At 51.7% G+C, this 22,268-nt stretch carries 2 protein-coding genes; both read left to right on the forward strand.

Annotation, left to right across the window (positions count from 1 at the left end):
* The first annotated feature begins 160 nt into the window (after positions 1 to 160).
* Positions 161 to 10,852: a TcdA/TcdB catalytic glycosyltransferase domain-containing protein gene (locus NX720_RS16735; RefSeq protein WP_262596059.1), complete on the forward strand. Its 10,692-nt coding sequence runs from the start codon at positions 161 to 163 to the stop codon at positions 10,850 to 10,852.
* Positions 10,853 to 11,260: 408 nt separating this feature from the next.
* The gene (locus NX720_RS16740; protein ID WP_262596061.1) at positions 11,261 to 21,925 is read left to right on the forward strand and encodes a TcdA/TcdB catalytic glycosyltransferase domain-containing protein; all 10,665 of its coding nucleotides are present in this window, start codon (positions 11,261 to 11,263) and stop codon (positions 21,923 to 21,925) included.
* Positions 21,926 to 22,268: the final 343 nt, after the last annotated feature.

Genomic DNA, 22,268 nt, shown 5'->3' on the forward strand with positions numbered 1-22,268 from the left:
ACGCTCACTTTTGATGATCGAGCTGCCAGATAAACCCTGTAAGTCTTTGCTGCTTTATGGTTACCGGTACAGCATGAGAGCTTGGGCAAATGGATCAGATATACGCAAATAGACGTGTAATACAGTTGGGTCAGCTAAAGAGAAACACAGGTAATGAATCATGCCTAATGTTCCAGCCGATCAAAACAATCCACTGCCCAGGCAAATACATTTTGTTGTCATCGGTGAGCTGACAAAGGCTCAGGCTTTGAGGATTGAAACCTGGGCGAAAACTAACCCAGACTGGAGTGTCAAATTATGGAAGGATAAGGACAGTTATTTTGACCGTCTTGTGCTGGAGGGAATATCCAGCAAGTTGCTTCCAATTGATGAAATGAGGGCAATAGTCAGGGGGCAACAGCAAGGGGCTTACATAGCAAATGATGCTTGGGAGAAACTGCCGCAAACTTTGGAAAATGATGTGCGCCCCCTCAGGCTCCAACAACAAAAAGTAGCAGCGAGCATTAATCAAAAAGTTAAAACTGAAGGTAAAACACGAGCAGAGGCAGTTAAAGAGTGGCTGATTTCTAAAGATGGAAAAAGTGAAACACTATTGAAGGATATTGTTCAAGAGCAGCAAAATATTTACGACGGGCTTAAAAAGAGTAATGTGAACGTTGTTGATTTGAATCCTGTTATTTCCTCCTTAAGAAGTGATGAAAAAAAATTATATAATAATGCCGCTTATATTTATTCTGATTTCACACTTGCCCTGAAACTAATGCAATTGAAGGTATTACAAGCACATGGCGGCGTTATTCTTGATGTCAATACTTTTCCAGAAATAAGCAGTGCTGTTTTTCCTGGGAGTAGTAGCAGTGAAAGTTTATATGCTCGGTTCAGAAAAAGATTCGGTGTTGGTTCCAGCTCTGTTGTCAGAGAAGAAAACATAGCAGAGGGGTACCGCGATCTTGAAAGAAAGGCCAGACTTCAAGCATTACTACAAAGGGATAATAGCCATTTTGTTAACGACCAGGTTCCGTTAAAAGAGGATTATCTTTTAAAGCTCAGAAGATATGGCTATAACCCTCATAGGAAATCTATTATCAGGGCGTCAAAGAAAGTGCTTAAGAATAGTTTTTTTAAACCGTTGGGCACACTGAAAATGGGGGATAAAGAAGTCTTGATTGCTGATGGTGCAGGAGGGCATGAAGGAGATTTTAATTTTTTGGCAGCTCAGCCTAATGCAGGGGCCATCACTGCCGCCGTGAATGAAGCGATTTTATTCTATAAAACGAACCCCTACGTATTAAAATTTGGGCCTAAGGGAACGTCACAGGATAAATTACCATCAGGCGTTTCACAGGTCTTAGGGGATATTCAAAACCACTTAAACCAGCAAATCAGTAATGAAGGACTCACTGCCAGTCAGGAAAAAAAATATATTGATGGAGTATTTGCTGCGTTGGACCAGCTCAGAAACAGAGGGGTTATTCCACCTGTTGATCCTTATGGTGATGTATTAGGTCGACGAAGCCTTGAGCGTGCAGCCCATAAGCTGGGACAAATGGATACCCACTATTCCGGTTCACCCTTTATTTATGAGCCTGACTTCTCAAAGGGGGGAACTCATGGTATTGACTTGGCTTTCGATATCGCTACTGTAGAAGACACTCCCTATGATCACAAGGTGTTTATTCTTTTGGGCGCACAGCCTGAAATTATGTACGGAGCCACTCTGTCATTTCAGCAGAATCCTGACCTGTCTTTGTTAGTGTTATGGGATGCGGAGCAACAACGCCTTATTACTATGAGAGGAGAGCAACGAGCAGTAACTGAAAACTCAAAAATTATTGTGGGAGGTCATGGGACTTATTTGCGCATTGGTGAATTTGGTGCCAGTGAAATTGCGGATATTATCGCTAAAGTTGTCCCTGCCGGGGGAAGGGTCAAGAAAATAAGAGTCACTTCTTGTTGTATCGAGAAGTTCTCCTATCTCATTGATCCAAAATTGGAGTCTGCCTCCCAGGAAACCCTTGAGAGAACCTTTGGGGGTTCTTTGCTGCGTGCCCTTGAAAAGAAGGACATTTCTGCCGGGGTAGTAGTGACCAATAACAAAGAATCGTTTCTCAATAGATTTTTAGGTGGCAAATATACTTTTGCTATTGCCGGTGACGATGAGAAATTTCTGACTTCGGTGGTTTTAAGAAAGCCCGGTAACAGTATTGTTGAAACCAGGCTGGTTGATGGTGAACTGTCATCAAAAATCAGGCCTGACCAATCAGAATTGAAAGTAGAATACACTAGACAAACACGCAATAGTATTGAGGTCGATCTGTCTCTTGCACGTGATAAGCAAGGGGTATTTGATTCAGCTATGCTATCCGATCACCTTCGTCGGGGAAGCATTATCATTCCCGCGACTCTTGAGGTCATTGTCCTGGCGGCAGGGAAAGAAGATTTCAATGGCAAGATCATTGCCCTGGGTCATCCCCGGTATGCTGAAGGTGTACAGTGGGTACTCAATGAGGCAAAGGAGGAGTCGTCCTGTACAGAATGGTACGACAAAACAAAAAAATATTTTGGTCTCGAAATTGACATCATGACCACAATGATTGAAATGGATTATCTCAATGCTCCTGGTCATGTTATCGGAACACTGGATCTGCCATTTCAACAATTAAAAAAGAGGATTGCTAACGGGCAAATTAAAGTGGTGACGGGCAGCTTTGAAGACGTGGGTGGTATTATTAAAGCCCTGCATCCTGAACCATTCAGCTATGTGTCACAAAGTTCTGACTTATGCAGGTTTGCCCCCTCCACCCGAAAAAGACGCTCCGCCTCAACCGCTTCCTGCCGTAATGACCCCGAACCCTTCGCCGATTCCCTCAAGCTGCTGTCCGATGATAAAACCCAGATCGTTCTCGATGGTCTGCAAAAGGACATTGCCCTGGTCGATGCCCCGGAAGGTAGCGCCCTGTCTAAACTTCAGCAGGAAATAAAAGGCTACCGTCGTAGAGTGGCGCAGGCAGCCCTGAAGCCGTCTCTAGGAAAACACAGCATCATTGCCCTGGACGAGGCGTCCTTTGCGTCGGCTAAAGAACTGGCCAGCAAGCCCGACAGCCGCGCTGAGGCCTTTCAGTTTATTCCCGGCAAAAGCGTACTGGTCTCAGCCGATGGACTGGTGGTTCCCCTGGTCCGGGGCGGCAGTGTCAGCCGGGTCAGCCTGGTGGGCAGCCCCGAATCGTTCGCTGCCGGCCTTGGTGCCCAATGCGTCGGGGACGTTGTTGCCGATGGCCGGGTGGGCCAGCTGGACGCGCTGGTTTCCTCTTCTGCGCAGTCCATCCGTGAAGCCTTTCCGGGCAGCCGGTTACAGGACCTGGTGGCGGTCAGCGACAGCCAGAGGGTGAATACCCTGTCATCGGCTTTAGCGGCACGGGCCGGGACCGGCTTTACTGCCTTCGACCCCCATGGGTGGCAGGGGCACGGTAAGACGCTTCGCCGCTACTGGCAGCATGATGCGCTTGCCTCGCATCCACCGCAATCCAGGTCGGTCAACGCCGATATTGACCGGCAGCTGCAGTTTGAGCGCCTGGCCCGGAATTTTTCTGACTGGCTGGGTTCTGCCGAGGTTAATGCCCACCTGGGCCCTGATTACACGCCGTTGCTGTCCACGTTAACAAAAACGGATGGCCAGTGGTCCATGGATTTCATTCGGGAGAATACAAAGGCGACAAGAACCCTGCAATTTGCGAGTGCGGCTCCCGCAGAGTTGAAAACCTACCTGGACCGTCAAAACCAGAAGGTCAAGGCCCCCGGATTCCGGCATAAACTGAAAAAGCTGTTTAAACCTACCCGAACCAGCGGTTATGTTTCTGAAGCCCTGTCCCTGGTTGACAGTTTCCAGATGCTGATGATCGTGATTCAGCGGGGAAAGTTCCTTGAGCAGATCTCAAAAACCGAGGGAATGTCGGACTCCCTATACCGCGCCCTGGTGATGCACAGTTACGTGAATATGGGGATGGCGGCCACCCAGGCGACGGAACTGGTGGGCCAGGTGGTTGGCCTGGTTAAGGACAGCCGCCCAATTAGCCGGATCCTGCCCAGTGAAACAAAAGTGGTGAAACGGGTTTCCCCCGGTGGCGCGGGTTCGGCCAAGTCATTGTCGACAGCCACCCGGCTAACCCGCTATGGCAAAGCCGTGAAGGCGGTCAGGTTTGCCGGAAAGGCCGTCGGGGCGGCCGGTGTTGGATTGATGGCGTTCAGCACCGGGTTAACGGCTTACGAATACTCCCAGATAGAAGACGACGAGATTAAGGATTTATACCGGTCAAGACTGATTGTCGAGAGCGTAGGGCTGGCGGCCACCCTGTTCTCTTTAGTGGCCTCCGGACCGGTGGGGGCGGCCGTCGCGGTAGCGGTTTTCCTGGGGATGCTGATTGCGGAGGCGTTCTTCGCCGACAAGATGAAAGAAATTGAGATACAGCGGAAGTTGCAGGTGGCCAGGCAAGCCGTAGAAAAGTTCAATGACATATACCGGGAGCTGAACCCGGACAGCTTTTTCCCCATCAGTGAGGAGAACAAAACCAGGGCCCTTGAGGCGGTCAGGAAAATTCTTGCCAATCCGAACAAAAGCGATTATGGATGGGTCAACGATGAGTTAAAAGGGGCACTTTATCCCCTGGGCCCAACCGTCGTCGATCGTATCTTTAAAAAAATAAAGGATGAGTTCGATAGTGACCAGTTTGAGATTAACAACAACATTTATGACTTTCTGAACCAGGAAGGCCTGATTCCAGAGGCCCACGGTGAAACCGCTGATTTCTACTTCAATCCGGCCACGAACCAGACGTTCTCTGTGGGCTTAAAGAAAATTGACCTTCAGGGAAAACAGCTTGATTATGGCCGAATGTTTTTCAGGCACCAGCACTTTGAAATAAAAAAAAGAGGTACGAAGGTGTCTGCGGTGCTGTTCCCGCTGGGTGATTTCACGGATGTTATCTATAGCTATGTGAAGAGTGATTGCAAGGCGGGCAGACGACTGTCGTTTTATCAGTGTACGGACGGTATTTTCAATGTCACCGGCATTATGCCCGATAAAATAGGCACCGTTATTATGCCGGCCCGGCTGGACTGGGACTTCGGAGGGGAATATACGGAGTTTGATGATGCCAGAACCATTCCCGACTCAGGTAGCCGGCGCTTTTTCGATGCGATCCACAATTCCGGGGCAAGGATTAAGTATTACGACACAGAAACGGTCAAGGGTGATAACCCAAAAGGAAACAGCCAGTCGGATACGGTTGAGAAGGGGTATATGATTCAACGGCTTGTCAGGGAAGAGTCCAGGCACACGGACGTGCTTTTGAATCTGGACTACGAAGACCATGACATTATATTCCCGCCAAAAATTCGGGAGCCGAGCAATACCGGAAGGGGGCTTCTGTACACCGTTAACGTACCTGACAACAGCAAGAATAGTTACCGGCTGATCATCAAGGACAACTGGTCTATTAACCTGAAGAACCTGGAGAATGCCAGGTCGGCTTCGTTTAGCCTGTATTACCATGGGGATCGTGAGGTTCGGTGTATTAATCGATATTACAATTTGTATGAAGGGAAGCATTGCGGTTTTTCACGAACCGACGATGGGTTTACTTTTAAGCTGGGTGGCGCCAGCGTTTATTTTGATCTACCGAAAGACGCCCTCAGCGAGGAAGAAAAAAACCATTACAAGGTCATGATCGTTGATGATCACGCGGGCTTTAAGGTCACTCCCCTTCACAAGAAAGCACCAATAGAGCTGCTCTATTTTATCTCGAAACGGCCAATTCAGGAGTCGGCACAACGAGTCCGGTATTTCGCAAAGATTGAGGCGGCATTTAACCGTAATGAATACAGTTACGCTTTCCGGCTCAAACCCGCCCCGAAAGGCAGTACCAGGTATCTTTTCCCTGACCGGTTCGTGCCGGTTATTTTGCAGTGGAAACCCGGGAAGCCCGCCTGGCAAAACAGGCCGACGAAGGAGGTACGGGCGGACGGCAGCGAGGTGTATCATGGACTTACTTCATTCGCCCCGGGCGGGGAGCATAAGTGGGAGCGTTTCCAGCTCTGGTATGACCGCAGCAACACTGTTGAGATCACACTCTGTCGGCCAGAAGGTGTTGAGCCGGGGCATGTGATTCCCATTATGGGGGCCCCGGAAACGGGGTACTATTTCTACAATCGTCAACTCAGGCGGCTGTATTTCGATCCGGCCTCAGCCCTGACGCCATTGAAAATAAAACGGTTCAATTTTGGGCAGCGAGTGGGGGACATGAGTGATTTTTATACAACCCCTCATACGTTTCCTTATGAGATAGCGGGCTATAAAGTCACTGATGACCCGGACAACGCCCCGGAAAAGCAGTTGATGGTAATGACCCGCGCCGGGGTCTGGTTTGCCCTTGATGGCCTGAAAACAGAGTCGGGGCAGACTGAAAGGCAATTTAAACACACCCCCGCTTTTATCAGTACGACGCTGGTCAACTATCAGGAAGCGTTGACGCAAGTCAGTGCCAGTGACTTCGTCACGAGATTTTTGCCGGTCAATATCGTCGACACAGACAATGCCAGCCACCTGCTCCGCAGTGGTTTTTACGATAAGAAAAACAACGTCATGATGACGTACCTGGTCAGTTCCATTGATTTTTACGACAAAGGTCAGTTTGAAGCCAAATGCCTGAAAGACAGCGCCAGTGGCCGGGAAGTGGTTGGCCTGAAGTATATTGACGCATTAAAACAGTACCGGCTTTTCGCTAAGGACAGTATTAGCCTGCGCCAGTCGGTCACAACGGACTGCGTTTTGATTACCGGCTGGGGGGGCGTCTACCTGAGGCTAACCCCGGAGCTGACCGGCCCGGTCATCAAGGACCACTCGCCGGTGCATAGCTTCAGAAAAGGGAACGCCGTCTACTATGTGATGCACAACAGCGCCTCGGGGGCTCTTTATTATGCCACGATAGACCGGCCCCCGGCAGACCGGGGGAATCTTCTGGTGACGCCGTTGAGCAATCTGAATCTTCTCACGTTTGGTCATGATGACCTTGACGCCAGGGGTGGCAAGGGCGGTTTCCTGGATATCAAGTCCCTCAAGAACGGCATTCTGGCCTATACCCTCAACGGCTATATACTGATGATCCCCAATGAAGCCCTGTTGAGCGGTACCAGGCTGGGCGAGCTTCCCCTGGAAGCTTACCGGTTCGATGGCTGGCATTACGGTTATACCGACAAGGGCCAGCCCGTTCGGTTCAACGCGCCGACCGCGAACATCTCCCGGGAATACTATCAGCTGCCCAAAGATTCGACCATCGACCTGACCGACCTGGATATGGGGGTCATTGTTGGCGGGCTGTATGACCGTCATTTTGGCAGGGGCATGACCGCCCCGGAAAACTGGAACCGCCAGCAGGCTTCAGCATTTCTCACGGATCTTAAACAAGCCGTCAGGCGCGTTTGCGAACAGTTTGCGCTGGATTTTGGGGAAGAGGCCCCTGACCTGCTCAGGCTGCCGCTGGTTCACCCACCGAAGGGTAAACCCCTGCCCGCTTTTTTAACACAGATGGATTTCTGGTTCCTTCGCTCCGAAAACCGGCTGTTTGCGGCCAATGCCAGCGACTCCTTCAGAATCGGGGGGGACAACGGCAACTCCCTGATGGCCCTGAAGGGCGAGGGCGACAGCCTTCCCTACCGGTTTTACATGAACCCGGTATCGGGGGCACCGGCAGGCCACCCCTATTGCCGCCAGAACCCGGTTGTCCCTAACCTGCTGCCCGAGGTGTTTCGTCCGGAGGTTTCCGTGCCCTGTGAGGACGGTAATAACAACCCGGAAGCGGACTACTTCTGGAATAACGTCAGGCAGCAGTGGGAGGCGAGCAGTGAACACTATCTATTCACCCTGGCCGATGGCAACAGGACGCTGTCCGGCCTGACTTTCATCAATGACCGGCACTCTCCGGAACAGCAGCAGGCCGCTTATTTCAGCCTGACCGGTGATTATTCCTCGGATAGACACAAAGAGGTCTGGCAGCGACTGTCCGGAAGAGTATCGGACCGGCTGTCGTCTGGCATGACGCCCCCCTATAGAGAATTTCCGAAACAGCCCCTGCTGGAGATTGAGTTTGTACCCGGGGGGCAGACAGGCAGGGTATACCGCCAGGCCTGGTATGACACGCGGGATAACCGGTTATTCCTGGGACCTAAAAACCACGGGGACGAGGAGCTGGTGCTGGTTGGCAGCCTGAACGCCGGCAGCCGGTCAGGCCTGCCTGAACGAGCCGGGGCTTTATGTTTCAACCGTAAAAAACACAAGGTATTTTTTATTGATAGCCACCGGGCAATACCTGTACACAAGTCAGCCGGCTGGTCCGGCCCTTATGAACAAGGTCTTGGCCGTTTGTCGAACATCGAGGTGAGCAGTGACGGCCATGCGCTCCGGGTCTATGGCAGCGCCGGGGATGACCGGTTAACCGTATCGGACTTTTTGCTGGATACCCTTTACTTCGACAGGGGCAAAGGCGCCAGGCGGTTCAGCGCAAACCCGGACCGCCCCCATGACCTGACCCTTTACTTTGACGGCAAGGGCGGCAATGACTCCTTTTCGGTGAAGTTCAGTGACCTGACTTATTGCGCGCAGGTGATCATTAAGCTGGAAATGCAGCCTGCTGCAACGCCCCCCGGGGATAACAATGGCCAGTCTCAGCGCATCCTTATTCATGCCCCGGCGTTTCAAAGCACCCTTCTGCGTCACGAGAATGACCTTCTGATCCTTGATCGTTTTGATCCTAAAGGTGTTTTGCGGATCAAGCAGGTCTGGACGGCACCGCTGGCCCCCCTCCCAAAACCCACAGGCATTCAGTTCAACGACGCTCGCTTTACGCTTGACCAGTTACAAGCAGAGGTTCAGGCCAACCAAGGTATTTATATGCCGCCACTGGCGGCCGGCACCGGCACACTACCTTCAGCGCCTGTACCTGCCACCCCGGACAGACCCTTGTTCATTGATGTGGCGCCTGGCTTCCTGCTGGTGCCGAAGAAACAGGCAGACACCCTGAAACTAACCGTGCAACCGGTCAGCGGGGCGGTCAGCGGGGCGGTCAATGGCACGACCAGCATGACGGTCGAGGGGTATCGCTTTGCCCGGGGCAGCGTCCGGGTGCGTCAGCTCAGCACGGAAGGGAGCAAGCCCGCTTCAGGCTACTATAACCTCGACTTTGACGATGGCCGGGGTTGCCACAACTGCCTCTCCCCCGCCCGGAGCACAAACCAGACGCAAACCATAGGGGGGCATGAGTTTACGGTTTTTGAGGCACCCGCAAAGCTGAACCTGAAAAACAAAACCAAATACCTGGCCCAGTGGAACAACACCCTTGGTTTCCCGGTGATCGGCAAAGAGCAACTGGACGACTATGGCCCCGTGTTTGATAAAGCCAGCCCTTACCCGGTGCTGGCTTTGGATAACCCGGCCACGATGGACAAACAGCCGGTTTTCGGTGTGTTTTATGATGTGGATATCAAGGCGCTGCGGTTTGCTTTTGAAAGCACCAGCCATAGGCTGACCGTTACCGTATGGCACGGTCAGAACCTCATACGCAAGGGGCACATGAACCGAACCGGCATCGCCAGCCTGAATGTCCTGCTGGTTGATCGGGAGACGGGCAGACAAACACGACACAAAGTCTTTCCCTTCTCCCTGTCATCACTGAAACTGGTTGCCCGTGACGATAACTGGGCGCTGGAATCCGGTGACTATCGGTTTCACCTGGGTGCCATTGATGACCGGATACTGGCTTTTGAGCGGCTCAGCCCCTCAATCGTGACGACTTTGTCTAAGGCCATGCCTTTTGATGGCTTTGTGTTTGCCGGTGAGCAGGCCAACGAACGGATTAAAATGATGGAGCTGGCCGAACGGCTGGCCCCATCAGTGCCCCGGTTATTTGACGGGGCGAAGGCAGCCAGCCCCCAGATGGACGGCAACGGCCTGAATAACATTCTTTATATCGCCCCGGAAAAAGCGATCCGCGAGGTCTATGGCCATAACGGCAATGACCTGTTCCTGCTGGGAGACCCAGACCTGAAAGGCGGCCAGGCAAACACCCGGGAAACCATCAACCGAACTCCGGTGGAGCTTAATGGTGATGCTGGCGATGACATTTACGACATCCGGTCATCACGGAATGCCACCGTCACTGACAGCCAGGGGCAACATACTGTTATCCTATCGTCAGGCTCCAGAAGCAACCTGAGGTCACTGGAGGGTAAGAAAAGCACCCGGCTCTACCTCACTGACCTCGAGCCGGAGGAGGTGCAGTTCAACCTGCGCCGCAAAACCGGTGGCAGCAACCTGAACCAGACGACGGTGGATAACCTGGGCAGTACCGGCCTGAATGATACCTTCGTAGTGATCCCCCACCAGGGCGCGGAACTGGCGGTGATTAGCCTGTCGGCACTGGATAGCATCTACTTCAGAGGGCGGCGTTACACCAGTGACCCCACAGGCTGGGTAACGGGGCGCAACCGGACGCTGGCCGGGCCCGGAGTTAACCGGTTTGGGCCGGAGACACCGGAAGGGAAGATCATCAGTGGCCAGCGCCTGGCTGCCAGCCTGATGCCAGCCGGGGACAAAAAGAGCGGGACAGCCCGGCTCCGGGTACCTGAGGCCAACCAGGGTTCAGCGCGGATAGAGCAGCATTTCCAACAGCTGGTGCAAAGCCTGGCGCCTTTCAATGCCAACGTTATGGGAGGGGAGGCTGCCTTTGTGCCGGGAGCGCAGAACGTGACCAGCCTGAACATGACTTCCCCCCTGGCCAACACCACCACACTGCCAACGACTTGAAACAGGTTTGGCATCCTCTCCCTGCCGGGTCGCCCGGGAGCTTGACCTGAATGTCAGCGATGTTCGGAAAATGACTCAACAGCTCCGGCAGGCAGTGTACGACAAAAGTCTGATGTAGTCCTCAGTGGCGAGATGGAATGCGATGAGGTCTACATGCGGAACCATAATCTAAGTATTACGACACTCGTAGTGCAATTATGATCTATGCTTGCAGTTTTGATGCTATGTCGTCGTTATTTCTTCTTTCACGCTCACTTTTGGTGATCGACCTGCCAGATAAGCCCTGTAAATTTTTGCTGTGTGGTGATTGCCGTTACAGCAGTGGGAGCCTGGTCAAATGGATCAGGTATACACAAGTAGACGTGTAATGCAGCCTGGTCAACTAAAGTGAAACGCAGGTAATGAGTCATGCCTAATGTTCCAGCCGCTCAAAACAATCCACTGCCAAAGAAAATACATTTTGTCGTCATCGGTGAGCTGACAAAGCCTCAGGCCTTGAGGATTGAAACCTGGGCGAAGGCCAACCCGAACTGGAGTGTCACATTATGGAAAGATCAGGACAGTTATTTTGACCGTCTTGTGCTGGAGGCAATGTCCAGCGATTTGCTTAAAATTGATGAGTTGAGAGCAAAAGACAGGAGTCAATGGCAGGGTGATTTTTTAGCAAAAAATGACTACAAGGATATACCGAAGGATTTATATGTTGATGTGGATGTATTCAGGCAACGACAGAAACAAATGGGATTGAATATTAATCATCAAGTTACATCTGAAGGTAAAACACGATCAGATGTGATTAAAAACTGGCTGATTTCCAATCATGGAAAAAGTGAAGAGATACTGGATGAGATTGTTCAAGAGCAACAAACTATTTATGACAGTCTTAAAAAGAGTAATGTTGATGTTTTTGATTTGGAATCTGTTATTTCCACTTTAAGCCAGGATGAAGAAAAATTATATAAGGACGCCGCTTACACTTATGCTGATTTCACACTGGCCCGGAAACTCATGCAGTTAAAGGTATTACAGGAAAATGGTGGTGTTATTGTTGATGCCAATGTTTTTCCAGAAATAAATAGTGATATTTTTTCTGGGAGTAATAGCGGTGACAGTTTATATACACAATTCAAGAATAGATTTGGTGATAATTCTAACTCCGTCGTCCAGAAAAAAAATATAGTAGAAGAGTACCGTAGTCTTGAAGGGAAGGCCAGACTTCAAGCGTTGCTGCAAAGGGTTAATAGCCATTTTGTTAACAGTGAGGCTCCACTAGAAGAGAATTATCTTTTAAAGCTCAGGAAGTATGGTTACGATTCTCAGGCAGAATCTATTATCAGGACATCGGAAAAAGTATCAGAGAATCGTTTTTTTAAGCCTTTAGGTACACTGGAGATGGGGGATAAAAAAATCTTGATTGCCGGTGCCGTTAAAGGCAGTGATGGGGATATTAATTTTTTGGTAGCTCAGCCTAATGCAGAGGCAATCACTTCCGCTGTCAAAAGAATAACTTTATTCATGAAAGTGGAACCCTATACTTTAGGATTTGGGTTTGAGGTACATGGGAAAATAAAACTTGATAAACTTTCAGCTGAAGCTCGTAAAGCTGTAGATGCTACTGAAGCCCACTTTAAAAAACAAATGAGTAATCGAAAGCTGAATGGAGAACAGAAAAACAAAATCCTTGTTGATGTGCTTGATGCATTGTTTCAGCTCAGAAACAGAGGGATTATTCCACCTATAGATCCTCGTGGTGATGTATTAGGCCGACGAAGTCTTAATATGGCAGCCCAAGCGCTGGGGCAAATGAACACCCACTATTCTGGTCCGGCCTATATTTATGAACCTGACCGCTCAAAGGGGAGAACTCATGGCATTGACCTGGCTTTCGATATTTCTACCGTAAAAGACACCCCCTATGATCACAAGATGATTATTCTTGTTAACTCCTCCCCTGACATGATGGTCTCAGGCGCTATGTTATTTCAGCGGAACCCTGACCAGTCATCGTTAGTATTATGGGAGGGCCGTTATAAGCGCTTTATTACTGTGGCAGGAGAGAGACGAGCGGTAACTGAAAACTCAAAAATTATTGTGGCAGCTCATGGGGATTATTTGAAGGTTGCTGAGCTTGATGCCAGTCAAATTGCGGATATTATCGCTAGAGCCCTCCCTCATGGAGGAAGTGTCAAGAAAATAAGAATTGCGGCTTGTTCGGTCGAGAAGTTCTCCCTGCTCATTGATCCAAAATGGGAGTCCACCTCCCAGGAAACCCTTGGGGGCACCTTTGGAGGTTCTTTGTTGCGTGCTCTTGAAAGAAAAGGTATTTCTACTGGGGTCGTAGTGACTAGTAACAAAATGTTTAAGCTGCATAATTTTTTAGGTAACTTATATGCTTTTAACGTTGGCAGTGAAAATGGCAATACTTTGTTTCATATGATTCGAAGAAAGCCCGGTAACACTATTTTTGAAACCAGACTTATTGACGGTGAACTGTCATTAAAAATAAGGCCTGGCCAGATACCATTTAAATTGCATTACAAAAACATAATTACAAATGGTATTTTGCCAAAGATTGATTATTCTCTTACAAGTGATTCCCAACAGGCATTTGATTCAGCTCAGCTTTATGAACACCTTCGTCGGGGGAACATTATTATTCCCGCTACTCTTGAGGTCATTGTTCTGGCGGCAGGGAATGAAGATTTCAATGGCAAGATCATTGCCCTGGGTCAACCCCGGTATGCGGAAGGCTTACAGTGGCTGCTTAATGAGGCAATGGCGCAGACACGTTACGATCTATGGTGTGACGCAACAAGGGCATATCTTGGCCTCGAAATTGACATCATGACCCAAATGATTGCAGAAGAGTATGCTGGGATTTCTGGTTTTTTTAGCAGAATATGGAGTGTCCCACTTACACAATTAAAAAAGAGGATTGCTAACGGACAAATTGAAGTGGTGGTGGGCAGCTTTGAAGACGTGGATGGTATTATTAAAGCCCGGCACCCTGAACCATTCAGCTATGTGTCACAGAGTCCCGACTTTTGCAGGGTTGCCCCCACCCGAAAAAGGCGCTCCGCCTCAACCGCTTCCTGCCGTAATGACCCCGAACCCTTCATCGATTCCCTCAAGCTGCTGTCCGATGATAAAACCCAGATCGTTCTGGATGGTCTGCAAAAAGACATTGCCCTGGTCGATGCCCCGGAAGGCAGCGCCCTGTCTAAACTTCAGCAGGAAATAAAAGGCTACCGTCGTAGAGTGGCGCAGGCAGCCCTGAAGCCGTCCCCGGGAAAACACAGCATTATTGCCCTGGACGAGGCGTCTTTTGCGTCGGCTAAAGAACTGGCCAGCAAGCCCGACAGCCGCGCTGAGGCCTTTCAGTTTATTCCCGGCAAAAGCGTGCTGGTCTCAGCCGATGGACTGGTGGTTCCCCTGGTTCAGGGCGGCAGTACCAGCCGGGTCAGCCTGGTGGGCAGCCCCGAATCGTTCGCTGCCGGTCTGGGAGCCCAATGCGTCGGGGACGTGGTGGCCGATGGTCGGGTGGGTCAGCTGGATGCCCTGGTTTCCTCTTCTGCGCAGTCCATCCGTGAAGCCTTTCCAGACAGCCGGCTGCAGGATCTGGCAGCGGTCAGCGACCACCAGGCAGTGAGTCCCCTGACGTCTGCTTTAGCGGCACCCGCTTTTGCTGCCTCCTTTGCCCCCCGGGGGTGGCAGGGACACGGTACGACACTTCGCCGCTACTGGAAGAGTGATGTGCTTGCCCTGCATCCACCACAATCTCAGTCGATTAATGCGGATATTGACAAGCAGTTGCAATTTGAACAGCTGGTCCGGAACTTTTCTGACTGGCTGGCTTCCCCCGAAGTGAATACCCCTGCGGGTTCTGACTATACGCCGTTGCTGACCACGTTAAAAAAAGTGAACAACCAGTGGCACATGGATTTTATCCGGGAGGGTACCAAGACAAAAAAAAACCTGCAGTTTATGAGTACCGCACCCGCAGAGTTAAAAAACTACCTGGACAGTCAAAACAAGGCTATCAAGCCCTCCGGGTTCCGGCATAAGCTAAAAAAACTGTTCAGGCCCACCCGAACCAGTGGTTACGTCTCTGAGGCCCTCTCCCTGGTTGACAGTGTCCAGATGCTGATGATCATCATTCAGCGGGAAGCCTTCTTTGAACAGGTCTCAAAAACCGAGGGAATGTCAGACTCCCTATACCGCGCCCTGGTGATGCACAGTTATGTGAATATGGGGATGGAGGCCACCCAGGCGACGGAACTGGCGGGCCAGGTGGTTAACCTGGTTAAGGACAGCCGCCCAATTAGCCGGATCCTGCCCAGTGAAACAAAAGTGGTGAAACGGATTCCCCCTGGTGGCGCGGGTTCGGCCAAGTCATTGGCGACAACCACCCGGCTAACCCGCTATGGCAAAGCGGTGAAGGCGGTCAAGTTTACCGGCAAGGCCCTCGGGGCGGCCGGTGTTGGATTGATGGCGTTCAGCACCGGGTTAACGGCTTACGAATACTCCCAGATAGAAGACGATGATATTAAGGATTTATACCGGTCAAAACTCATTGTCGAAAGCGTAGGCCTGGCGGCCGCCCTGTTCTCTTTAGTGGCCTCCGGACCGGTGGGGGCGGCCGTCGCGGTAGCGGTTTTCCTGGGGATGCTGATTGCGGAGGCGTTCTTCGCCGGCAAGATGAAAGAAATTGAGATACAGCGGAAGTTGCAGGTGGCCAGGCAAGCCGTAGAAAAGTTCAATGACATATACCGGGAGCTGAACCCGGACAGCTTTTTCCCCATCAGCGAGGAGAACAAAACCAGGGCCCTTGAGGCGGTCAGGAAAATTCTTACCAATCCGAACAAAAGCGATTATGGATGGGTCAATGATGAGTTAAAAGGGGCACTTTATCCCCTGAGCCCAACCGTCGTCGATCGTATCTTTAAAAAAATAAAGGATGAGTTCGGTAGTGACCAGTTTGAGATTAACAACAAAATTTATGATTTTCTGAACCAGGAAGGCCTGATTCCAGAGACCCACAGGGAAACCGCTGATTTCTACTTCAATCCGGCCACGAACCAGACGTTCTCTGTGGGCTTAAAGAAAATTGACCTTCAGGGAAAGCAGCTTGATTATGGCCGAATGTTTTTCAGGCACCAGCACTTTGAAACAAAAAAAAGAGGTACGACGGTGTCTGCGGTGCTGTTCCCGCTGGGTGATTTCACGGATGTTATCTATAGCTATGTGGAGAGCGATTGCAAGGCGGGCAGACGGCTGTCGTTTTATCAGTGTACGGATGGTATTTTCAATGTCACCGGCATTATGCCCGATAAAATAGGCACCGTTATTATGCCGGCCCGGCTGGACTGGGACTTCGGAGGGGAGTATACGGAGTTTGATGATGCCAGAACCATTCCCGACTCAGGTAGCCGGCGCTTTTTCGATGCGATCCACAACTCCGGGGCAAAGATTAAGTATTACGACACAAAAACGGTCAAGGGTGATAACCCAAGGGGAAGCAGCCAGTCTAATACGGTTGAGAAGGGGTATATGATTCAACGGCTTGTCAGGGAAGAGTCCAGGCACACGGACGTACTTTTGAATCTGGACTACGAAGACCATGACATTATATTCCCGCCAAAAATTCGGGAGCCGAGCAATACTGGAAGGGGGCTTCTGTACACCGTTAACGTACCTGACAACAGCAAGAATAATTACCGGCTGATCATCAAGGACAACTGGTCTATTAACCTGAAGAACCTGAAGAACGCCAGGTCGGCTTCGTTTAGCCTGTATTACCATGGGGATCGTGAGGTTCAGTGTATTAATCGATATTACAATTTGTATGAAGGGAAGCATTGCGGTTTTTCACGGACCGACGATGGGTTTACTTTTAAGCTGGGTGGCGCCAGCGTTTATTTTGATCTACCGAAAGACGCCCTCAGCGAGGAAGAAAAAAACCATTACAAGGTCATGATCGTTGATGATAACGCGGGCTTTAAGGTCGCTCCCCTTCACAATAAAGCACCAATAGAGCTGCTCTATTTTATCTCGAAAGGGCCAATTCAGGAGTCGGCACAACGAGTCCGGTATTTCACAGAGATTGAGGCGGCCTTTAACCGTAATGAATACAGTTACGCTTTCCGGCTCAAGCCCGCCCCGAAAGGCAGTACCAGGTATCTTTTCCCTGGCCGGTTCGTGCCGGTTATTTTGCAGAAGACTATACAACGGGTTTTTTTACAGGTCTGGTATGACCGCAGCAACAACATTGAGATTACATTTTGTCGGCAACCGGGTGAAGAGCAGGGGCATATTATCCCTGTTACGGGGGCTCCGAACACGGGATATTATTTCTACAACCGTCACGTCAGGTGGCTGTATTTTGAACCGGCTTCTCTCCAGAGCTCAAGCAGAACATGCCACTACAACAAAACATTCAGCGCTAAAGGCCGCCTTGCACTTAATTATGAAATAAAAAGTTACAAAGTCACTGACGATCCGGAACCGCAGCTGATGGTGATGACCGATGCCGGGGTCTGGTTTACTCTTGAGCGCCCGGTACCGGGGCCGGTTGTTCATCCATTCAACGTAACCCCTGTTTTTATCAGTACGACGTTTTTCACCCATGATAAAGCGTTGGACCAGGTGGCTGATAGCGAGCCCTCCACCAGATTTTTGCCTGTTAATCTTGTCAGAAAAGACAATGCCAGCCACCTGCTCCGCAGTGGCTTTTATGATACAAAAAACAAGGTCGTGATGACGTACCTGTCCAGCGCCATTGATTTTTACGACAAAGAGCAGATGGAAGCCCGGTGCCTGGCAGGCAGCAATGGCCGGAAAGTGATTCGCCTGACGTATAGTGACGCGTCAAAACAGTACCAGCTCGCCTCTGAAGACGATATTGCCCGGCGTCAATCGGTGACAACGGACTGCGTTGAGATAACCGGTTTGGGGGGTGTCTACCTGAAACTGGCCCCGGAGCTGACCCGCTCGATTATCAAAGACCACTCGCCGGTGCACAGCTTCAGAAAAGGAGACACCGTCTACTATGTGATGCACAGCAGCACTGTGGGCGCACTTTATTATGTCTCGATAGAACGGCCCCGGGTGGATTACGCAGACCTGCTGACCACCTCGCCGGGCACGCTGAATCTTGTCACGTTTGGCCGCAGCGCCCTGAATGTCAGGGACGGCAAGGGCGATTTTCTGGACGTCAGATCCCTTAAGAACGGTATCCTGGCCTTTACCCGTAACGGCTATATCCTGATGATCCCCAATGACGCGCTGTTGAACGGTACCCACCTGGGCAGCGCCCCCCTGGAAACTTACCAGTTCACTGGCTGGCATTACGGTTATAGCGACAATGATGAGTCCATTCGATTAAGCCTGCCTTCCTTAGCGGACGCTTCCCGGGAATACTATCAGTTGCCCAAAGACTCGAGCATCGACCTGACTGACCTGGATATGGGGGTCATCGTTGACGGACTGTATGCCGATCATTTTGGTGAGGACAAGACTGCCCCGGAAAACTGGAGCCCCCGGCAGGCTTCTGCATTTCTTACGGATCTCAGGCAAGCCGTCAGGGGCGTTTGCGACCAGTTTGCGCTGGATTTTGGTGAAGAAGCCCCGGACCTGGTCCGACTGCCGATGGTAAACCCACCGAAGGGTAAGCCCCTGCCCGCTTTTTTAGCAAAGATGGATTTCTGGTATCTGCGCTCCAGAGACCGGCTGTTTGCCGCCAATGCCGACGATGCGTTCAGAATAGGAGGGGACAATGGCAACTCCCTGATGGCCCTGAAGGGCGAGGAAGACAGCATCCCCTACCGGTTTTACATGGGTCCGGTAGCCGGCGGGAATCCAACCCCCGGTACCAACTCAACACTCAGCACCAACTCAACACTCAGCACCAACCCTACACTCAGCACCAGAACGATACCCAGCACCGGCCCGACATCGGAACCACTGACCGAGTGCCCCCGGAACCGGGTTGTCCCGAGCCTGCTGCCCGAGGTGCTTCGTCCGGACGTTTCCGTGCCCTGTGAGGACGGTGACGACAACCCTGAAGCAAGCTACTTCTGGAATAACGTCAGACAGCAATGGGAAGGCCGCAGTGGGCATTATTCATTCACTGTTGTCGATGGTCACAAAACGCTCTCCGGCCTTCATTTAACCAATGACCAGCAGACTCAGAAACAACAGCGGGGGGCTTATAGCCTTCTGGTCAGTAGTAACGGTAATTTAATCTACGGAGCCTCCACATCTTACAAATATGTCTGGCCGAGGCTGTCCGGGAAAGTATCGAGCCTGCTATCGTCTGATATGCCCTCCCCCTATAAAAACTTTCCGAAGCAGCCACTGCTGGAGATTGAGTTTGCACCCGACTGGCTGAAAGCCAAAAAATTCCGCCAGGCATGGTATGACACACAGGATAACCTGTTATTCCTGGGGCCCGAAACCCGCAAGGATGATGAACTGGTACTGATTGGTAGACTGGACGCCGGCCGTCGTTCCGGCCAGCTCACGCAAACCGGAGCTTTGTGTTTCAGCCGTAAAAGACGCAAGGTCTTTTTTATTGACAAAGATCGGGCCATACCTGCTCATAAGCCATTCGACGGGGCAAGCCCATTTGCGCAGGAGCTTAGCCGCCTGTTAGACATTGAGGTGAGCCGGGACGGTCATGGGCTCCGGGTCTATGGCAGCGGCAGGGATGACCGGTTAACCATCTCTGACTTTTTGCTGGATACCCTTTACTTCGACAGGGGCAAAGGCGCCAGGCGGTTAACCCCGAACCCGGACCGTCCCCATGACCTGACCCTTTACTTTGACGGCAAGGGCGGCAATGACTCCTTTTCGATGAAGTTCAGTGACCTGACTTATTGCGCGCAGGTGATCATTAAGCTGGAAATGCAGCCTGCTGCAACGCCCCCCGGGGATAACAATGGCCAGTCTCAGCGCATCCGTATTCATGCCCCGGCGTTTCAAAGCACCCTCCTGCGCGACGAGAATGACCTTCTGATCCTTGATCGTTTTGATCCTAAAGGTGTTTTACGGATCAAGCAGGTCTGGACGGCACCGCTGGCCCCCCTCCCAAAACCCACAGGCATTCAGTTCAACGACGCTCGCTTTACGCTTGACCAGTTACGGGTAGAGGTTCAGGCCAACCAGGGTATTTATATGCCGCCACTGGCGGCCGGCACCGGCGCATTGCCTCCAGCCCCTGTACCTGCCACCCCGGACAGACCCTTGTTCATTGATGTGGCGCCTGGCTTCCAGCTGGTGCCGAAGAAACAGGCAGACACCCTGAAACTAACCGTGCAACCGGTCAGCGGGGCGGTCAATGGCACGACCAGCATGACGGTCGACGGGTATCGTTTTGCCCGGGGCAGCGTCCGGGTGCGTCAGCTCAGCACGGAAGGGAGCAAGCCCGCTTCAGGCTACTATAACCTCGACTTTGACGATGGCCGGGGTTGCCACAACTGCCTCTCCCCCGCCCGGAGCACAAACCAGACGCAAACCATAGGGGGGCATGAGTTTACGGTTTTTGAGGCACCCGCAAAGCTGAACCTGAAAAACAAAACCAAATACCTGGCCCAGTGGAACAACACCCTTGGTTTCCCGGTGATCGGCAAAGAGCAACTGGACGACTATGGCCCCGTGTTTGATAAAGCCAGCCCTTACCCGGTGCTGGCTTTGGATAACCCGGCCATGCTGGACGAACAGCCGGTTTTCGGTGTGTTTTATGATGTGGATATCAAGGCGCTGCGGTTTGCTTTTGAAAGCACCAGCCATAGGCTGACCGTTACCATATGGCGCGGTCAGAACCTCATACGCAAGGGGCACATGAACCGAACCGACACCGCCAGCCTGAATGTCCTGCTGGTTGATCGGGAGACGGGCAGACAAACACGACACAAAGTCTTTCCCTTCTCCCTGTCATCACTGAAACTGGTTGCCCGTGGCGATAACTGGGCGCTGGAATCCGGTGACTATCGGTTTCACCTGGGTGCCATTGATGACCGGATACTGGTTTTTGAGCGGCTCAGCCCCTCAATCGTGACGACTTTGTCTAAGGCCATGCCTTTCGATGGCTTTGTGTTTGCCGGTGAGCAGGCCAACGAACGGATTAAAATGATGGAGCTGGCCGAACGGCTGGCACCATCGGTGCCCCGGTTATTTGACGGGGCGAAGGCAGCCAGCCCCCAGATGGACGGCAACGGCCTGAATAACATTCTTTATATCGCCCCGGAAAAAGCGATCCGCAAGGTCTATGGCCATAACGGCAATGACCTGTTCCTGCTGGGAGACCCAGGCCAGAAAGGCGGCCAGGCAAACACCCGGAAAACCATCAACCGAACTCCGGTGGAACTTAATGGTGATGCTGGCGATGACATTTACGACATCCGGTCATCACGGAATGCCACCGTCACTGACAGCCAGGGACAACATACTGTTATCCTGTCGTCAGGCTCCAGAAGCAACCTGAGGTCACTGGAGGGTAAGAAAAGCACCCGGCTCTACCTCACTGACCTCGAGCCGGAGGAGGTGCAGTTCAACCTGCGCCGCCGAACCGGTAGCAGCAACCTGAACCAGACGACGGTGGATAACCCGGGGAGTACCGGCCTGAATGATACCTTCGTAGTGATCCCCCACCAGGGCGCGGAACTGGCGGTGATTAGCCTGTCGGCACTGGATAGCATCTACTTCAGAGGGCGGCGTTACACCAGTGACCCTACAGGCTGGGTAACGGGGCGCAACCGGACGCTGGCCGGGCCCGGAGTTAACCGGTTTGGGCCGGAGACACCGGAAGGCAAGATCATCAGTGGCCAGCGCCTGGCTGCCAGCCTGATGCCAGCCGGGGATAAAAAGAGCGGGAAAGCCCGGCTCCAGGTGCCTGAGGCCAACCAGGGTTCAGCGCGGATAGAGCAGCATTTCCAACAGCTGGTGCAAAGCCTGGCGCCTTTCAATGCCAACGTTATGGGAGGGGAGGCTGCCTTTGTGCCGGGAGCGCAGAACGTGACCAGCCTGAACATGACTTCCCCCCTGGCCAACACCACCACACTGCCAACGACTTGAAACAGGTTTGGCATCCTCTCCCTGCCGGGTCGCCCGGGAGCTTGACCTGAATGTCAGCGATGTTCGGAAAATGACTCAACAGCTCCGGCAGGCAGTGTACGACAAAAGTCTTATGTAGTCCTCAGTGGCGAGATGGAATGCGATGAGGTCTACATGCGGAACCATCTAAGTATTACGACACTCGTAGTGCAATTATGATCTATGCTTGCAGCCTTGATGCTATGTCATCGTTATTTCTTCTTTCACGCTCACTTTTGATGATCGAGCTGCCAGATAAACCCTGTAAGTCTTTGCTGCTTTATGGTTACCGGTACAGCATGAGAGCTTGGGCAAATGGATCAGA

This window comes from Endozoicomonas euniceicola, from assembly GCF_025562755.1.
GTDB classification, from domain to species: domain Bacteria; phylum Pseudomonadota; class Gammaproteobacteria; order Pseudomonadales; family Endozoicomonadaceae; genus Endozoicomonas_A; species Endozoicomonas_A euniceicola.